Origin of the sequence: Amycolatopsis sp. A133, assembly GCF_031082405.1 — a bacterium.
In the GTDB taxonomy this organism is placed as follows: Bacteria; Actinomycetota; Actinomycetes; order Mycobacteriales; family Pseudonocardiaceae; genus Amycolatopsis.
The window spans coordinates 86981-102357 of record NZ_JAVHJU010000075.1 but is presented as its reverse complement, the minus strand read 5'-3'; the positions used below and the strand labels follow the sequence as shown (position 1 = coordinate 102357).

Genomic DNA, 15377 nt, shown 5'->3' with positions numbered 1-15377 from the left:
GCCGGGCAGTGTGGGCCGGGCAGTGTGGGCCGGGCAGTGTGGGCCGGGCAGTGTGGGCCGGGCAGTGTGGGCCGGGCCCACCAACCCCCTCGACTCACCAGACGTGCCGGCCCCATCACCGGTTGCGTTCGGCGTCCGCCGCCCCACCGGGCTCGGCTGTTCGGCGAGGTCACCGGGTACGGTGGCTCACCATGAGCGAGAAGATCCGGGTGGCCGTCGTGTTCGGTGGGCGCAGCAGCGAGCACACCATCTCGTGCCTGTCCGCCGGGAGCGTCCTGGGGCACCTCGATCCCGAACGGTTCGAGGCCGTTCCCGTCGGGATCACCCGCGAAGGGCGCTGGGTGCTCGGCTCCGGTGACTCCGCCCAGCTCGCCATCCGCGGCCGCGAACTTCCCTCCGTCGAGGACGGCAAGGGGCTCGTCCTCGCCGGGGATCCCTCCTCCCAGGGCCTCGTCGCCGTGGAACCCGGGCGGGAAAGCGAAATGCTGTCCCGCGTTGATGTCGTCTTCCCCGTCCTGCACGGCGCCTTCGGCGAGGACGGCACCATCCAGGGCCTGCTCGAACTCGCCGGCATCCCCTACGTCGGGCCGGGGGTGCTGGCCAGCGCCGCCGCCATGGACAAGGAAACCGCCAAGAAACTCCTCGCCGCCGAGGGGCTTCCGGTCGGGACCTACGCCGCCCTCCGCCGTGATCAGTCCACTTTGGACGACGGCGACAAGGCCAAGCTCGGGCTGCCGGTGTTCGTCAAGCCTTCCCGGGCCGGCTCCTCCGTCGGCATCACGCGTGTCGCGGACTGGGACGAGCTGGACGCCGCCATCGAACTCGCCCGGGCCACCGATCCCAAGGTCCTCGTCGAGGCCGCCGTTGCCGGGCGGGAAGTCGAGTGCGGGGTCCTCGAGTTCCCGGACGGTCGCGTCGAAGCCTCGCTCCCGGCCGAGATCCGGGTACTGTCCGAAGACGAAAACGCCTGGTACGACTTCGAAACCAAGTACCTGGGCGACGACGCCGAGCTCGACATCCCGGCCAAGCTCGACGACGCCCTCACCGAAAAGCTCCGCGCGATGGCCGTGGAAGCGTTCCGGGCGCTGGACTGCCAGGGCCTGGCCCGCGTCGACTTCTTCGTCACCGGGAACAACGAGCTGGTCATCAACGAGGTCAACACCATGCCCGGCTTCACGACGAAGTCCGCCTACCCGAAGATGTGGGAGGTCACCGGCATGGACTACGCGACGCTGCTGACCACCCTCGTCGAGACGGCGATCGCCCGCGGAACCGGCCTCCGCTAACCGAAACGCAGCGGCCGCGGAGCCAGCTTCGCGGCCACCGTGTCCGAAACGGCCTGCAGCGGCCCGGTCCCGGCGCTGTCCGGCACCGTCAGCGCCGCGTAGACCTCGCGGTCCACCACGTACCACGTCGACGCGCCCTCGCCCGGCACCTGCAGCCATTGCACCTTGTTCACCAGCCGCAGCTGCGCCGTCGGCGTCAGCTCCGGCGGACGGTCGAGGCCGCACCGCAGCACCACCGGATCACCGGAACCCCAAGCCACCGTCGCGGGCGGCGCCGGGGACGCCAACGCGCGCACCTTCAGCGCCGTCCCGTTCGACGTCAGCTCCGTCGGAACCGCGCCCAGCAGCGTTGTGCAGCCCGGCGAACCCGCCGCGGGCGCCGGCACGGGGACCAGAGGCAGCGGCCCCGCGGAATCCGAAGGGGACGGCCGGGTGAGGGCGAACACGGCGACGGCTACCGCCAAGGCCACGGCGAGCGCGGCCGCGGTGACGAGCACCACTCTGGGCGGCGCTCCGGTGTCGGAGTCGGGCACTCCCTAACTACACCACTGGTCAGAGGTGGACGACCGGGCAGGTCAGCGTCCGCGTGATGCCCTCGACGTTCTGCACCTTCGCGACCACGAGCTGGCCCAGCTGGTCGACGTTGTCGGCGGCCGCGCGGACGATGACGTCGTACGGTCCGGTGACATCCTCCGAGCTGGTCACACCCGGGATGCTGGAGATCTCGGCAGCCACCGCGGCCGCCTTGCCGACCTCGGTCTGGATGAGGATGTATGCGTGGACCACGGCGCGCCCTTTCGTCGGGATCTTGTCGCTCAAGGTAGGAACGTCATCAGCAACGTATCGCCAGCTCACGGAAAAACATAGGGCATCCGACTATCGGTGATCGATCTTTGTCCCGGTAGAGAAAGCAGAGGTGACCGGTGTCACCGAACGACGGAACGGTCGCCGAGACCGGGGAGTTCGCGCTCATCCGCGCCGTCACCGAAGGACGGCGTCAGCCGCCGGGCACGCTGCTCGGCCCGGGTGACGACGCCGCCGTCGTCGCGGCCCCGGACGGCCGCGTGGTCGCCAGCACCGACGTGCTCGTCCAGGGCGTCCACTTCCGGCTGGACTGGTCCTCGCCCGAGCACGTCGGGCGCAAGGCCGTCGCGGTCAACCTGGCCGACATCGCCGCCATGGGCGCCACTCCGACCACCGTCCTGGTCGGCCTGGCCTGCCCGTCCGACACCCCGCGCGAAGTCGTCACGGGGCTGGCCGACGGCATGTGGGCCGAAGCCGAACGCGCGGGTGTCGGCGTTTCCGGCGGCGACATGGTCCGCGCCGACCAGCTCGTGATCAGCGTCACGGCGCTGGGCGACCTCGGCGACCGCGAACCGGTGACGCGCTCGGGAGCCCGGCCCGGCGACCTCGTCGCCGTCAACGGCCGCCTCGGCTGGGCGGCCGCCGGCCTGGCCGTCCTCGGCCGCGGCTTCCGGTCCCCGGTCGGCGTCGTCAACGCCCAGCGCTGCCCGGAGCCGCCCTACGAGGCCGGTCCGCGCGCCGCGCTGGCCGGGGCCACGGCGATGATCGACGTCTCCGACGGCCTGCTCGCCGACCTCGCCCACATCGGCGAGGCCTCCGGGGTCGGCATCGACGTCCGCACCGCCGACCTCGACGTCCCCGCCCGGCTCTCCGAGGTCGGCGCCGCGCTGGGCGCGGACCCCCTCGACTGGGTGCTCACCGGCGGGGAAGACCACGCACTGGCGGCCACCTTCCCGCCGTTCACCGAGCTTCCCGACGGCTGGCGCACCATCGGCGTCGTCACGATGGCCGACTCGGGGATCACCGTCGACGGCAAGCCGTTCTCCCGAGAAGGCGGGTGGACGCACTGGCGCTGATCTAGGCTCCGGAAGCGTGAGAATCGTTCCGGTCCCCTACGACCATCCCGACGCGGCCAAGCTCATGGCCGCGGTGCAGCAGGTGTACGTCGAGCGTTACGGCAGCGAAGACAGCACCCCGATGACCCCGGCGGACTTCGACCCGCCGCAGGGCGTGTTCCTCGTCGGTTACCAGGGCGACGAAGCCGTCGCCTGCGGGGCGTGGCGCGCCCACGACGGCCCCGAGCCGGACTTCCGGCCGGGCGACGCCGAATTCAAGCGGATGTACGTCGCCGATTCGGCCCGTGGCCGCGGGTTCGCGCGGATGATCCTGTCCGAGCTGGAGCGCACCGCGGCGCTGTGCGGGCGGAAGCGCGCGGTCCTGGAAACCGGCACCAAGCAGCCGGAGGCGATCGCGCTCTACACGTCGTCGGGGTACGCCGAGATCCCGAAGTTCGGCGTCTACCGGAACGAGCCGGAAAGCCGCTGTTACGGCAAGGACCTCATCTCGGTGTGAGCTTCAGCAGGGCCGCCTGGTGCGGGCGCAGGAGCGCCGAGAGGCCGGTGCCCACGTCCTGGTGGGCCCACAGGTCCCGGACGGTCCAGGAGCCGGGAACCGAAGCGGAGACGGTCGCGGTGGTGCTGCCGGTGTTGAGCAGCACCACCGCGAAACCGCCGCCGGACAACGGTTTTCCCCACACCTGGTAGCCGGGGCCCGCGTCGAGCCGCCGCCCTTGGCCACCGGCGAAGTCCTGGTCGACGGCGATCGCCTCCGGGTTGGCGAGCGTCGCGAGGTCGGTGCCGCTCAGCTTCGCCGGATCGGTGCCGGCGAACAGCGGCGCGTTCAGCACGGCCCAGACGCTGAAGTGCGCGCGGGCCTCGTCGGCGGTGAGCGTGCCGTTGCCGACCTGCAGCATGTCCGGGTCGTTCCAGCCGCCGGGGGACCCGCTGTGGACGGCGACCGCGGCCTGCCGGTCGATCGTCGCCAGCACCGAGTCCCAGGTCGGGACCAGGTCGTAGGTGGTGCGCCACAGGTTCGCCACCGGCCGCGCCCAGGTCCACGGGCTCGAGACGCCGTACTCGGAGATCGCGTAGACGATCGGGCGGGGCAGCCGCGCGAGCTCGTCGCGCATCTTCTCGAACGCGGCTTTCCGGTCGAGGCCGTCGACGGTGTCGGCGTTGCACCAGTCGTACTTGAGGTAGTCGACGCCCCAGCGGTCGAACGCCTCGGCGTCCTGGCGTTCGTGCCCGAGCGAGCCGATGCCGGCCGCCGGGTAGCCGTCGTTCGCCATCGCGCAGGTCCGGCTGCCGGGCACGGCGTAGATGCCGAACAGCAGGCCGCGCGAGTGCACGTAGTCGGCGAGCTCGGCGATCCCGTGCGGGAACCGCGCCGGGTCCGGCTGCAGCGAGCCGTCGGCGGCGCGGGCCGGGGCCTGCCAGCAGTCGTCGACGACGACGTACTCGTAACCCGCGTCACGCAGGCCGGTGTCGGCGAGCGCGTCGGCGGCTTTGCGCACGACGTCTTCGGTCAGGTCGTAGCAGCGGACCTGGTTCCAGCTGTTCCAGCCCATCGGCGGGGTGCCCGCCAGGCCGTTCGCGAGCGCGGGCGAGGCGACGGGCACGCTGAGCAGCCAGGTCAGCACGACGAGGAGGAGCACGAGCGCGGTGCTTCTCGGACGGGTTTTCGGCGTCGCGGCGATGACGTGATCCAATCGCACGGGAAGTGAAACCGCAGTCACCCGGAGGCGGCATGCCGATCTACGCACTCGGTTCGCTCGAGCCGACGATCCACCCCGACGCCTACGTCCACCCGGACGCGACCGTGATCGGCGACGTCCGGATCGGCGCGCACGCGTCGGTGTGGCCGCAGACGGTGCTGCGCGGCGACCACGGCTACATCGAGATCGGCGAGCGGTCGAACGTCCAGGACGGCTGCGTCCTGCACTGCACGAAGCAGCACCCGACGATCCTCGGGCCGTCGTCGGCGATCGGCCACGCGGTGCACGTCGAGGGCGCGACGATCGGCACGGGCTGCCTGATCGCGTCCGGTTCGGTGGTGCTGAACGGCTCGGTGATCGAGGACGGCGGCATGGTCGGCGCGGGTGCGGTGCTGTCGTACGGTTCCCTCGTCAAGACCGGCGAAATCGCGTTGGGCGTGCCGGGGAAGACGCGCGAGAACAAGTCCTTCAGCGCGGAGAACATCGCGCTCGTCGTCGATTCGTACGTCCGGCGGGCGCAGCGGTTCCGGACCGAGCTGCGGCGGCTCGACCCGCTCGGGTGACGCCGGCCACGCCCGGTAAGCTCGCGGGCCGTGACCGCACGACCGCTGCAGGACATCGTCGAGGCAGGCTGGGCGAAAGCCCTCGAACCGGTGGCGCCGCAGGTCGCCGCGATGGGGGAGTTCCTCCGCGCGGAGATCGCCGCCGGCCGCACCTACCTGCCGGCGGGTGAACACGTGCTGCGGGCGTTCCAGCAGCCGTTCCACGACGTGCGGGTGCTGATCGTCGGGCAGGACCCGTACCCGACGCCGGGGCACGCGGTGGGCCTGAGCTTTTCGGTGGCGCCGGACGTCCGGCCGATCCCGAAGAGCCTGGTCAACATCTACAAGGAGTACACCGAGGACCTCGGCCACCCGCTGCCCTCCAACGGCGACCTGACGCCGTGGGCCGAGCAGGGCGTGCTGCTGCTCAACAGGGCGCTGACCGTGCAGCCGGGGAAGTCAAACTCGCACCAGGGCAAGGGCTGGGAAGAGGTCACCGAGCAGGCGATCAAGGCCCTCGCGGCCCGGTCGGAGCCGATGGTGGCGATCCTGTGGGGCCGCAACGCGCGCAACCTGCGCCCGATGCTGGGTGACGTCCCGTGCATCGAGTCGGCGCACCCGAGCCCGCTTTCGGCGCACAACGGCTTCTTCGGGTCGCGCCCGTTCAGCCGCGCCAACCAGCTGCTCGTCGACCAGGGCGCGCAGCCGGTCGACTGGAAACTCCCCTGAGGTCCGTGTCCGGATCGGCGTCACGGCTCCGACCACGGACTGAATCCCGGGAGGAAGCATGAACGTCACTTCGGCCGACGGCACGACCATCCACTTCGAGCAGCGCGGCTCCGGCGCGCCGGTGATCCTGATCGGCGGCGCGTTCAACGACCGGACGACCGTCGCGGGCCTGGCGGAGGCGCTGGCCGGCGACTTCACGACGATCGCCTACGACCGCCGTGGGCGCGGTGACAGCGGCGACTCGGCCGAGTACGCCGTCGCGCGTGAGATCGAAGACATCGCGGCGCTGATCGCGCAGGTGGGCGGAACGGCGTCGGTGTTCGGCCACTCGTCGGGCGCGGTCCTGGCCCTGGAGGCGGCGGCCGGGGGTCTCCCGATCGAGCGCGTGGTGGCGTACGAGCCCCCTTACGCGACCGGCGAGCACCCGCGGGCCGACGTGCTGGACGAGGTGCGCGCCCAGCTCGCGGCGGGGGACCGCGACGGCGCGGTGGCGACGTTCCTGCAGGTCGCGGGCACGCCGGCGGAGATGATCGAGGGGATGAAGCAGGCCCCGGTGTGGGGCTGGTTCACGGCGCTGGCGCACACGCTGCCGTACGACCTGGCGATCTGCGGTCCCGGCGCCCGCCCGCGGGTGGAGCACCTGGCCCGCATCGAGGTCCCGGCCTTGGTGATCGGCGGCGGCGCCAGCGACGAGGCACTCCGGTCAGGTGCCCGCGCGGCGGCCGAGGCGGTGCCGGGAGCCCGTCACGAGACTCTGGAGGGGCAGGACCACGGGGTGCTGCAGTTCCCGGAAACCCTGCGCGACCTGCTGACCGGCTTCCTCAAGTAGGTCCCCAACGCCCCAATGTGGCGTTGGTTGCGTCCAACGCACCCAATGTGGCGTTCGGTGCGTTGGACGCACCGAACGCCACATTGGGGCGCTTGAGGTGACCACATGAAAATGGCGGGTGCTCCGAAGAGCACCCGCCATTCCAAACTTCTCGCCTCAGCCGCGAACGACCTTGCCCGCCTTGATGCACGAGGTGCACACGTTCAAGCGCTTGCGCTGGGACACACCCACCTTGGCGTGGACGGTCTGGATGTTCGGGTTCCACCGGCGGTTGGTACGGCGGTGGGAGTGCGAGACCGACTTGCCGAAGCCGGGTCCCTTGCCACAGACGTCGCACACGGCAGCCACGTCGAACTCCTTTGGATCTGGGTCAAAGAATGAGCCCAGATGTGCTGGGCAACTCGACCATAGTAACTACTGCGTTCCCGGCCTTCCGCACCGGGTCGATACGCTGCCGGATGACCGGTCGGGAGGTTACGGGTGCGGGTGCTGGACGCGGCGGCGGTGTCGGCCTGGGCGGCGGGCTGTGTGCGCAGCCTGGCGAGCCTGCGGCCGGCCATCGACGAGATCAACGTCTACCCCGTCGCCGACTCCGACACCGGCTCCAACATGCTCTTCACGATGACCGGCGCCGCCGCGGAACTGGCGGGAACGAGCCCGGAAGACGCGGCCGAAGCGCTGAAGGTCCTCGCCCGGGGAGCGGTCGCCTCCGCCAAGGGCAACTCCGGGGTGATCCTCTCCCAGGTCGTGCGCGGGCTGGCCGACTCGGCCGAAGGCGAGCTGGACGGCCCGTGGCTGGCCCGGGCGCTGGGGCACGCCGACGAGGCCGCCACCGGCGCCGTCAGCCGCCCGGTCGCCGGGACCATCCTGACCGTCCTGCACGCCGTCGCCCTCGCCGTCCGCGGTGACACGCGAACGCTCGCCGAAGTGGCCGCAGCAGCCGCCGAAGAGGCCGCGCACGCCCTCGAGAAGACGCCCGAGCAGCTGCCCGCGCTGGCCAAGGCGGGGGTCGTCGACGCCGGGGCGCGCGGGCTCGTCGCCGTGCTCGACGCGCTGGTCGGCGTGCTCACCGGGGCCCCGCTCGAGCAGGAGCACGCCCTCGAGGCCCACACCGAAATCCCCGAGGCCTACGCCTGGGAGGTCATGTACCTCCTCGACGGCGTCGACGAGCAGAGCCTGCCGACCCTGCGCAAGGAGCTGAGCGGCCTCGGCGACAGCGTCACGGTGGCCGGCGACGGCTCGGGCAGCCACGCCGTGCACGTCCACTGCGCCGACATCGGCGCCGCCATCGAGGCCGGGCTCGCGCTCGGCCGTCCCCGCCGGATCCGCGTGGAGCCGCTGCTCACGCCGACGCCGATCGAACCCGGTGGCGGGATCGACCGCACGGTCGTCGCCGTCGTCCACGGCGGGGCGCTGGCCGAGCTGCTGCGCGCCGAAAGCATCCCGGTGCTGGCCGTGCCCGAGGGCGGGACGCCGAGCGTCGAGGACGTGATCGGCCTGCTCAACGAGGCCGCCGGGCAGCAGGTGACCGTGCTGCCGGGCAGCGTCGCGCTGACCGCCGCGGCCGACACCGCGGCCGGGCACGCGATGGCCGCCGGCCGGGACGTCGTGGTCATCCCGTGCGCGTCGCCGGTGCAGGTGCTGGCCGCCCTCGCCGTGCACGACGCCGGGCGCCGCACCAACGACGACGTCGTCGCGATGGCCGAAGCGGCCGCCGCGACCAGGCGTGGCGAACTGCGGATCGCGCAGGAGGAGTCGCTAACCTGGGTGGGCCGGGCCCAGTCCGGTGACGTGGTCGGCCTGGTCGACGGCGAAGTGGTGCTGATCGAGCCCGCGCCCGCGTCCGAGACGAACCTGGTCGCGGCCGCGATGAACGTGCTCAACCGGATGCTGGCGCTCGGCGGGGAACTGGTGACGGTGCTGAGCGGGGCCGCCGCCCCGCCCGGGATCGCCGGGGAGCTCGCGGAGCAGCTGCGGGTGGAGCACCCGGAGGTGGAGCTGACCAGCTACGCCAGCGGCCAAGCGGACGCCGTGCTGCTGATGGGAGTCGAATAGCGGATGGCCGGACTGCGCGACAAGCTGCCGTTGCTGCTGGGCGCCAAGACGGCGAAGGCGCTCGCCACGGCGTTGGACATCGAGACGGTCAGCGACCTGCTGCGCCACTACCCGCGCCGCTACGCCGAGCGCGGCGAGCTCACCGACATCCACGGCCTCGAGCTGGGCGAGCACGCCACCGTGCTGGCGCGCATCGAAAAGGTGAGCAAGCGGCGGATGAAGGCCCGCAACGGGACCATCCTCGACATGGTGATCACCGACGGGAAACGCCGGCTCACCTGCGCTTTCTTCAACCAGGCCTGGCGCGAGAAGGACCTGGTGCCCGGCAAGACCGGCCTGTTCGCCGGCAAGGTTTCCGCCTTCCGCGACACCCTGCAGCTGACCAACCCCGAGTACGAGCTGTTCGACGCCGAGAACGAAGCCGAGGCGATGGACAACTTCCTCGCCGCGATCATCCCGGTCTACCCGGCGGCGCAGGGCATGCCGACGTGGTCGATCGCCAAGTGCGTGCGCCAGGTCCTCGACGTCCTCGAGGTCGACGACGACCCGATGCCCGCCGAGCTGCGGCGGCTGCACCGGTTGGCGGACCTCGACAACGCGCTGCGCGGCATCCACCGCCCGGAGAACTGGGCGCACCTGGAGGCGTCGAAGAAGCGGCTGAAGTGGGACGAGGCCATGGCCGTCCAGCTGATCTTCGCGCAGCGGCGCCATTCGGCGATCTCCCGCCCGGCGAAGGCGAACCCGCACGTCAGCGGCGGGCTCATGGACGCTTTCGACAAGCGGCTGCCCTTCGACCTCACCGCCGGTCAGCGCGGGATCGGCGACGAGATCGCCGCGGACCTGGCGTCGGAGCACCCGATGAACCGGCTGCTGCAGGGCGAGGTCGGCTCGGGCAAGACGGTCGTCGCGCTGCGGGCGATGCTGCAGGTCGTCGACAACGGGCGGCAGGCCGCGATGCTGGCGCCGACCGAGGTCCTCGCCGCGCAGCACGCGCGGTCGCTGCGGGAGATGCTCGGCGACCTCGGCCAGGCGGGCGAGCTGGGCGCGGCGGAGAACGCCACCCGCGTCACCCTGCTCACCGGGTCGATGGGCGCGAAGGAGCGCAAGAAGTCCCTGCTGGAGATCGTCAGCGGCGAAGCGGGCATCGTCGTCGGCACGCACGCGCTGATCCAGGACCACGTCGAGTTCGCCGACCTCGGCCTCGCCGTCGTCGACGAGCAGCACCGGTTCGGCGTCGAGCAGCGGGACGCGCTGCGCACCCGCGGCGCCGGCGACACCAGCCCGCACGTCCTCGTCATGACCGCGACGCCGATCCCGCGCACGGTCGCGATGACCGTGTACGGCGACCTCGAGGTGTCCGCGCTGCGCGAGATGCCGGTGGGGCGGTCGCCGATCGCCACCACGGTCGTGCCGGTCGCCGAGAAACCGGCCTGGTTCGAGCGGATCTGGCAGCGCGTCCGCGAGGAGGTCGGCAAGGGGCACCAGGCGTACGTCGTCTGCCCGCGGATCGGTGACGAGCCGCCGTCGGACAAGAGCGACAAGCGGCCGCCGCTCGCGGTCCTCGAGGTCGCCCCCGAGCTGGAGCACGGCCCGCTGCAGGGCCTGAAGATCGGCGTGCTGCACGGCCGGATGCCGCCCGACGACAAGGACGCCGTGATGCGGGCCTTCTCGGCGGGGAACCTCGACGTCCTGGTGGCCACCACCGTCATCGAGGTCGGCGTGAACGTGCCGAACGCGACCGCGATGGTGATCATGGACGCCGACCGCTTCGGCGTCAGCCAGCTGCACCAGCTGCGTGGCCGTGTCGGCCGGGGCAGCGTGCCGGGGCTGTGCCTGCTGGTCACCGAGACCCTCGACGGCACGGCGACGCGCGAACGGCTGGCCGCGGTCGAGTCGACCACCGACGGCTTCGAGCTGTCGCGGCTGGACCTCGAACTGCGCCGGGAAGGTGACATCCTCGGCGCCGCGCAGTCCGGGAAGCGGTCCACCCTCAAGCTGCTGTCGCTGCTGCGGGACGAAGACGTCATCGCCGCGTCCCGGGCCCTGGCGCAGGAGCTCGTCACGCAGGACCCGGAGCTGACGAAGTACCGCGGCCTGGCCCAGATGGTCGCCGACGTCGTCGACGTCGAGCGGGCGGAGTACCTGGAGAAGAGCTGAGGGCGCGTCACGCCGGAGGGGGTGCGGTTCCGGCGTCCGTTGCCGTGAACACCCCGGCTTTGGCGGCCGCGGCGGCCGCGGCCGCGGCGACTCCGGCGTCCCTCGGCGTCACGCCCTCCCGGGAGACGAACAGGCGGTAGAAGACCGGGCCGCAGGCCACGCGCACCGGCTCCACGGGATCGGTGCCGGGCGGGACTTCGCCGCGCTCGATCGCCCGGGCCACGGCGGCCGCCGAACGGGCGTGGCGGTCGACGTAGAACTCGCGCAGGGCGTCGGCCGCGCGGGGCGAGAGGAACGCCGCCGAGATCGACGCCGTGGGCAGCTCGCGCTCGCCCGGGGTGGTGAAGTAGCGCACCAGTTCCAGGTTGATCGCGCGCAGGTCGCCTTCGAGGGAACCGGTGTCCGGCACGGCCCACTCCTGCTCGGCGCCCATCAGGAGGGCCGCCGCGACCAGGCCTTCGGCCGACTCCCAGCGGCGGTAGAGCGTCGTCTTGTGCACGCCGGAGCGTTCGGCGACCGCCTCGACGGTCAGCTCCGCGTACCCGCGTTCGCCGAGCAGCTCGAGGGTGGCTTCGAGCGCGGCGAGGCGGGTCCGCTCGGTGCGGCCGCCCGGGCGCTTCGTCCCGGAAATCTCGGTTGCCAACTGCTACTCCTGTTGCGTTAGTGTGCCCAGTATGCCAGAGATCGACTCCGTCGCCGTCACCTCGATCGCCGACCTGATCGGCGACGCCGAAGTCGTCGCCATCGGCGAGAACAACCATCACATCCGCGAGTTCGGCGTGCTGCGCGACCGCCTCCTGCGCCACCTCGTCACCGAGCGCGGGTTCACCGTGCTCGGTTTCGAAGGGGGCTTCCCGGAGGGGCACCTGGTCGACGCGTGGCTGCGGGGCGGCCCGGGCGAGGTCGCCGACATCGCGCGGGACGGCTTCACGTTCGGCCTCGGCGACTCGGCCGAGGTGCACGAGATGCTGACCTGGCTGCGCGGCCGCGGTGTCCGGTTCTTCGGTCTCGACGTGCCGAGCTCGGCGGGCTCGCCGGTACCCGCGCTGCAAGCGCTGCGGGAGGAGGTCCTGCGCGTGGACCCGGCCAATGTGTCCCTTGTGGACAACGCGCTTTCCGCGTGCGAGCCGTACGCGTCGGTGAGCAGCGCGGTCGCGCCCGGCCGGTACGCGGCCATGAGCGCCGAAGCGCGGGATGCCGCGACGGCCGCGTTGACCGTCCTGAAAGGACATGTGGAGTCCCTCGGTCATGGTGACCTCGCCGCGCACCACGCGGAGGGTGCTCTGCGCGTCGACCTGTACCTGCGGGAGCTCGACGCGCTGATGGCGGGCCGCGCGCCCGAGCCGCAGAGTTCGTCGCGGGACACGTACATGGCGGCCACCGTCCGGCTGCTGCGGCGGCGGTTCCCGGGCGAGAAGATCGTGCTGATGCTCCACAACGGACACCTCCAGCGCGTGCCGTTCTCGCCGATGCCGGGCATGACGGCGCCGTCGGCGGGCACGCACCTGGCCGCGGAGCTGGGGGACAAGTACTTCGCGCTCGCGCTCACCGCCGTCTCGGGGACGACGACCGGCCTGGCGCCGGACCCGGCGTTCCCGTTGGGCTTCCGGATGTTCGAGCAGGCCTTGGGCGAACCCGCGGAGGGCAGCGTCGAGGCGGTGCTCGCGGACCGGGCGCCGTGCGTGGTCGCGCATCCCGCGGCCTCGGGCATCCGGCACGCGCACATGACGCCGGCGGTGGACGTCGCGGCCGCGTGGGACGCCGTCGTCTGCCTGAAGGGGCAGGAAACGATTTTTGCGGGCGACGCCGGGTAGGTGTGCCCGTTCGGCTGATTGCCGCAGCGGGGTGACGGGCGTTTCCTACCGGTATGGCCGGGCGGAGGCGGGCGTTGATCGTCGCCAACGGCGAGTACGACAACGCGGGGCTGCAGCGGCTGGGCTCGCCCGCGGCGGACGCCGACGCCCTGGCCGGGGTGCTCGGCGACCGGGCGATCAGCGACTTCGAGGTGTCCGTCGTGCGGAACGAGACCGCGCACGTGGTGCAGGCGGAGATCGAAGACCTCTGTCTCGAGGGCAAACCCGACGACGTCCTCCTGATGCACTTTTCGTGCCACGGCCTGAAGGACGATGCGGGCAGCCTGTACTTCGCCGCCCGCAACACCCGGCCCGACCGGCTGCGGTCGACGGCGGTGCCCGCGCAGTTCGTGCAGCAGTGCATCCGGCAGAGCCGTTCGCGCAGCATCGTCCTGTTGCTGGACTGCTGCTACGGCGGGGCGTTCGGGCAGGGCGTGGCGGTCCGGGCCTCGGGCGACGCGAACGTGCTCGACAGCTTCCGCGGCGGCCGCGGCCGGGCGGTCATCACGGCGTCGAACTCCATCGAGTACGCCTTCGAAGGCGCGCGCCTGGCCTCGGACGAGCCGGCCCGGCCGTCGGTGTTCACGTCGGCGCTGGTGGAGGGCCTGCGCACGGGCGAGGCCGACCGCGACGAGGACGGCTGGATCGCGCTCGGCGAGCTGTACGAGTACTTGTTCGACCGGGTCCGCGAGCGCAACCCGAAGCAGACACCGAGCCGCGACATCGAGATGCAGGGCGAGCTGTACCTGGCGAAGAGCCGACGGCGCCGCATCAAGCCCTCCCCGGTCCCACCCGATCTGGCGGCGGCGATCGGGGCGGAGAACCCGTTCACCCGCCTGGGCGCGGTGGCGGAGCTCCGCCGCCGTCTGTCGAGCGCCAACCTGCCGGTCGCGATGGGAGCGTTCGAGGCGCTTCGGGCGATGGCGTCGACGGACATCGAGCACGTCGCGGCGGCGGCCTCGGACGCGCTGGCGACCGCGGTCGTGCGGGTCGAGGTGCCGTCGGTGCGGTTGTCGGCCCCGGCGGGTGCGGTGGCGCCGGCGACGGTCCGGGTGCTGGGGCCACCGGTGGCGCGGGAGGTGCGGTTCGAGGCCTCGCACTCGTGGATCGCGGTGGCACCGGTCGCGGGCGGGGCGGAGCTGTCGGTTTCGGCCGGCGAAGCGGGGATGCGGCGCGGGAAGGTCGTGGTGAGCGGGCCGACCGGGGACGCCGTGATCGGGGTGGAGATCGAGGCCCTGCCGGAGCCGGTCGTGGAGGACACCGCGTTCGAGCCGACGCTCGAGCCCGTGCCGGAGCCCGCGCCGGAGCCGGATGCGGCGGCCGGGCCTGCGTCGGAGGCGCCCGCCGCCGGGCCTGAGCCGGAGGTGGCCGGGGAAGCCGAGCCGGAGCCGGTGAAGCGCCCCAATGTGGCGTTGGGTGCGTTGGACGCACCGAACGCCGCATTGGGTGCGTTGGACGCACCGAACGCCACATTGGGTGCGTCGGAGCCCGGCGCCGGCGACCAACCCGGTGCCGTCGATCCCGTCGGCGGGTTCGCCGGGATCCTCGCGGTCACGGGCGTGGTCCTCGCCGTGGCCGGGCTGCCGCTGAACTACCGCTACGACTACTCCCTGAGCCAGTACCGGCCCGGCATGGAGACCGCCGTCCTGGTCGTCGCCGCGTGCGCCCTGCTCGGCGGGGTCCTGACGCTGGCCCCGCGCACGAGGGCGCGGACCGGGCCCGCGCTGCTGTTCGGCGCCGGTCTCGCCGCCGTGTTCGGGCTGCTGCGCTTCCTCGGTGAGGCGATCGCCCTCTCCCAGCGCGGGGACACCGAGCTCAAAGCCGGCTTCACCTTCGCGCTGCTCGCGCACCTCGCCTGGGTGGTCGCGGGAGCGTGCGCGCTGGCCGCGCTGGGCCGCAATCCCGGGAGCGCGCTGGGTGCCGGGCGGGTGCGCGGCCGGCCGGCGTGGGCCGCGATCGTGCTCGGGGTGACCGCCGCGGGCGGCTGGGTCGTCCAGCTCGGGGCGCTGACCGCGTACGACTCCGAGGACGGTGGCCGGGCGACGGTCTACTTCCTGCTCGGCGCCCTGCTGGCCGTGTGCGTGCCCGTCGTCGCCATGGTGCTTCGCCCGCCCCCGGCCGGCTGCGCCGTGCTGGCCACGGGGACCGCCGGCCTGCTGGGCGTGCTGGCGCCGACGTTCACCGCCTGCTGGGAGGAATCGTCCCTGTCGCTGACCGGGCAGACGATCGCCGTGGCGGCCCTCGTGCTGCTGGCGGCCGACACCGTCGTGCTGGCCGTCCAGGCCCGGAATCAGCCGAATGGGCGACAGGCCTGAGTTGTCGTCCGGGTACCGCAGGGGTACCACGACG

General features: G+C 72.3%; 15 protein-coding genes. 10 read left to right on the top strand and 5 right to left on the bottom strand.

Translation table 11 applies throughout. The features are described 5' to 3' along the window. The first annotated feature begins 191 nt into the window (after positions 1-191). Positions 192-1286, top strand: coding sequence for a D-alanine--D-alanine ligase family protein (locus Q5425_RS43785; protein WP_308678349.1), 1095 nt, complete (start codon positions 192-194; stop codon positions 1284-1286). On the opposite strand, the gene Q5425_RS43780 is transcribed toward Q5425_RS43785, so the two are convergent. Then, positions 1283-1819: a DUF3515 domain-containing protein gene (locus Q5425_RS43780; protein WP_308678348.1), complete on the bottom strand. Its 537-nt coding sequence runs from the start codon at positions 1817-1819 to the stop codon at positions 1283-1285. The two genes, Q5425_RS43785 and Q5425_RS43780, sit on opposite strands and share 4 nt — an antisense overlap. A gap of 19 nt (positions 1820-1838) precedes the next feature. After that, positions 1839-2072: an Lrp/AsnC family transcriptional regulator gene (locus Q5425_RS43775; RefSeq protein ID WP_003091994.1), complete on the bottom strand. Its 234-nt coding sequence runs from the start codon at positions 2070-2072 to the stop codon at positions 1839-1841. Positions 2073-2209: 137 nt separating this feature from the next. On the opposite strand from Q5425_RS43775, the gene Q5425_RS43770 reads away from it, so the two are divergent. Both Q5425_RS43770 and Q5425_RS43765 read left to right on the top strand, forming a co-directional pair. Then, a complete protein-coding gene (locus tag Q5425_RS43770; protein ID WP_308678347.1) occupies positions 2210-3166 on the top strand; it encodes a thiamine-phosphate kinase in 957 nt (318 codons plus the stop codon). 16 nt (positions 3167-3182) lie between these two features. Further along, entirely contained in the window at positions 3183-3662 is a 480-nt protein-coding gene (locus tag Q5425_RS43765) for a GNAT family N-acetyltransferase (protein WP_308678346.1), read from the top strand. On the opposite strand, the gene Q5425_RS43760 is transcribed toward Q5425_RS43765, so the two are convergent. Beyond that, a complete protein-coding gene (locus Q5425_RS43760; RefSeq protein ID WP_308678345.1) occupies positions 3649-4803 on the bottom strand; it encodes a glycoside hydrolase family 27 protein in 1155 nt (384 codons plus the stop codon). The genes Q5425_RS43765 and Q5425_RS43760 overlap by 14 nt on opposite strands. A gap of 92 nt (positions 4804-4895) precedes the next feature. Here Q5425_RS43760 and Q5425_RS43755 point away from each other — a divergent pair, with 92 nt between their 5' ends. The 3 genes from Q5425_RS43755 to Q5425_RS43745 are packed head-to-tail and all read left to right on the top strand — an operon-like array spanning position 4896 to position 6963. Beyond that, positions 4896-5426, top strand: coding sequence for a gamma carbonic anhydrase family protein (locus tag Q5425_RS43755; protein ID WP_308678344.1), 531 nt, complete (start codon positions 4896-4898; stop codon positions 5424-5426). A 30-nt stretch (positions 5427-5456) separates the two neighbouring features. After that, positions 5457-6134: a uracil-DNA glycosylase gene (locus Q5425_RS43750; RefSeq protein ID WP_308678343.1), complete on the top strand. Its 678-nt coding sequence runs from the start codon at positions 5457-5459 to the stop codon at positions 6132-6134. A 58-nt stretch (positions 6135-6192) separates the two neighbouring features. Then, positions 6193-6963, top strand: coding sequence for an alpha/beta hydrolase (locus Q5425_RS43745; RefSeq protein ID WP_308678342.1), 771 nt, complete (start codon positions 6193-6195; stop codon positions 6961-6963). Between the two features lie 156 nt (positions 6964-7119). On the opposite strand, the gene rpmB is transcribed toward Q5425_RS43745, so the two are convergent. Beyond that, positions 7120-7311 carry a 50S ribosomal protein L28 gene (gene rpmB / locus Q5425_RS43740; RefSeq protein WP_003091970.1) on the bottom strand — a complete coding sequence of 64 codons (192 nt, stop codon included), beginning with the start codon at positions 7309-7311 and terminating at the stop codon, positions 7120-7122. A 132-nt stretch (positions 7312-7443) separates the two neighbouring features. Between rpmB and Q5425_RS43735 the strand changes: the two genes are divergently transcribed. Then, a complete protein-coding gene (locus tag Q5425_RS43735) occupies positions 7444-9018 on the top strand; it encodes a DAK2 domain-containing protein (protein WP_308678340.1) in 1575 nt (524 codons plus the stop codon). A 3-nt stretch (positions 9019-9021) separates the two neighbouring features. After that, positions 9022-11175 (top strand): ATP-dependent DNA helicase RecG, encoded by a 2154-nt coding sequence (gene recG / locus Q5425_RS43730; RefSeq protein ID WP_308678339.1) that lies wholly within the window; start codon positions 9022-9024, stop codon positions 11173-11175. Between the two features lie 7 nt (positions 11176-11182). Here recG and Q5425_RS43725 read toward each other — a convergent pair whose 3' ends face one another. Then, the gene (locus tag Q5425_RS43725) at positions 11183-11818 is read right to left on the bottom strand and encodes a TetR/AcrR family transcriptional regulator (RefSeq protein ID WP_308678338.1); all 636 of its coding nucleotides are present in this window, start codon (positions 11816-11818) and stop codon (positions 11183-11185) included. A gap of 31 nt (positions 11819-11849) precedes the next feature. Between Q5425_RS43725 and Q5425_RS43720 the strand changes: the two genes are divergently transcribed. Then, on the top strand, positions 11850-12989 hold the full coding sequence (locus Q5425_RS43720) for an erythromycin esterase family protein (RefSeq protein WP_308678337.1): 1140 nt from the start codon (positions 11850-11852) through the stop codon (positions 12987-12989). A gap of 53 nt (positions 12990-13042) precedes the next feature. After that, positions 13043-15343, top strand: coding sequence for a caspase, EACC1-associated type (locus Q5425_RS43715; protein WP_308678336.1), 2301 nt, complete (start codon positions 13043-13045; stop codon positions 15341-15343). Positions 15344-15377 lie beyond the last annotated feature (34 nt).

Coding starts and splice junctions, on each gene's coding strand:
- recG (WP_308678339.1), top strand. CDS start 9,022: ATGGCCGGACTGCGCGACAAGCTGCCGTTGCTGCTGGGCGCCAAGACG.
- Q5425_RS43755 (WP_308678344.1), top strand. CDS start 4,896: ATGCCGATCTACGCACTCGGTTCGCTCGAGCCGACGATCCACCCCGAC.
- Q5425_RS43720 (WP_308678337.1), top strand. CDS start 11,850: ATGCCAGAGATCGACTCCGTCGCCGTCACCTCGATCGCCGACCTGATC.
- Q5425_RS43715 (WP_308678336.1), top strand. CDS start 13,043: ATGGCCGGGCGGAGGCGGGCGTTGATCGTCGCCAACGGCGAGTACGAC.
- Q5425_RS43745 (WP_308678342.1), top strand. CDS start 6,193: ATGAACGTCACTTCGGCCGACGGCACGACCATCCACTTCGAGCAGCGC.
- Q5425_RS43785 (WP_308678349.1), top strand. CDS start 192: ATGAGCGAGAAGATCCGGGTGGCCGTCGTGTTCGGTGGGCGCAGCAGC.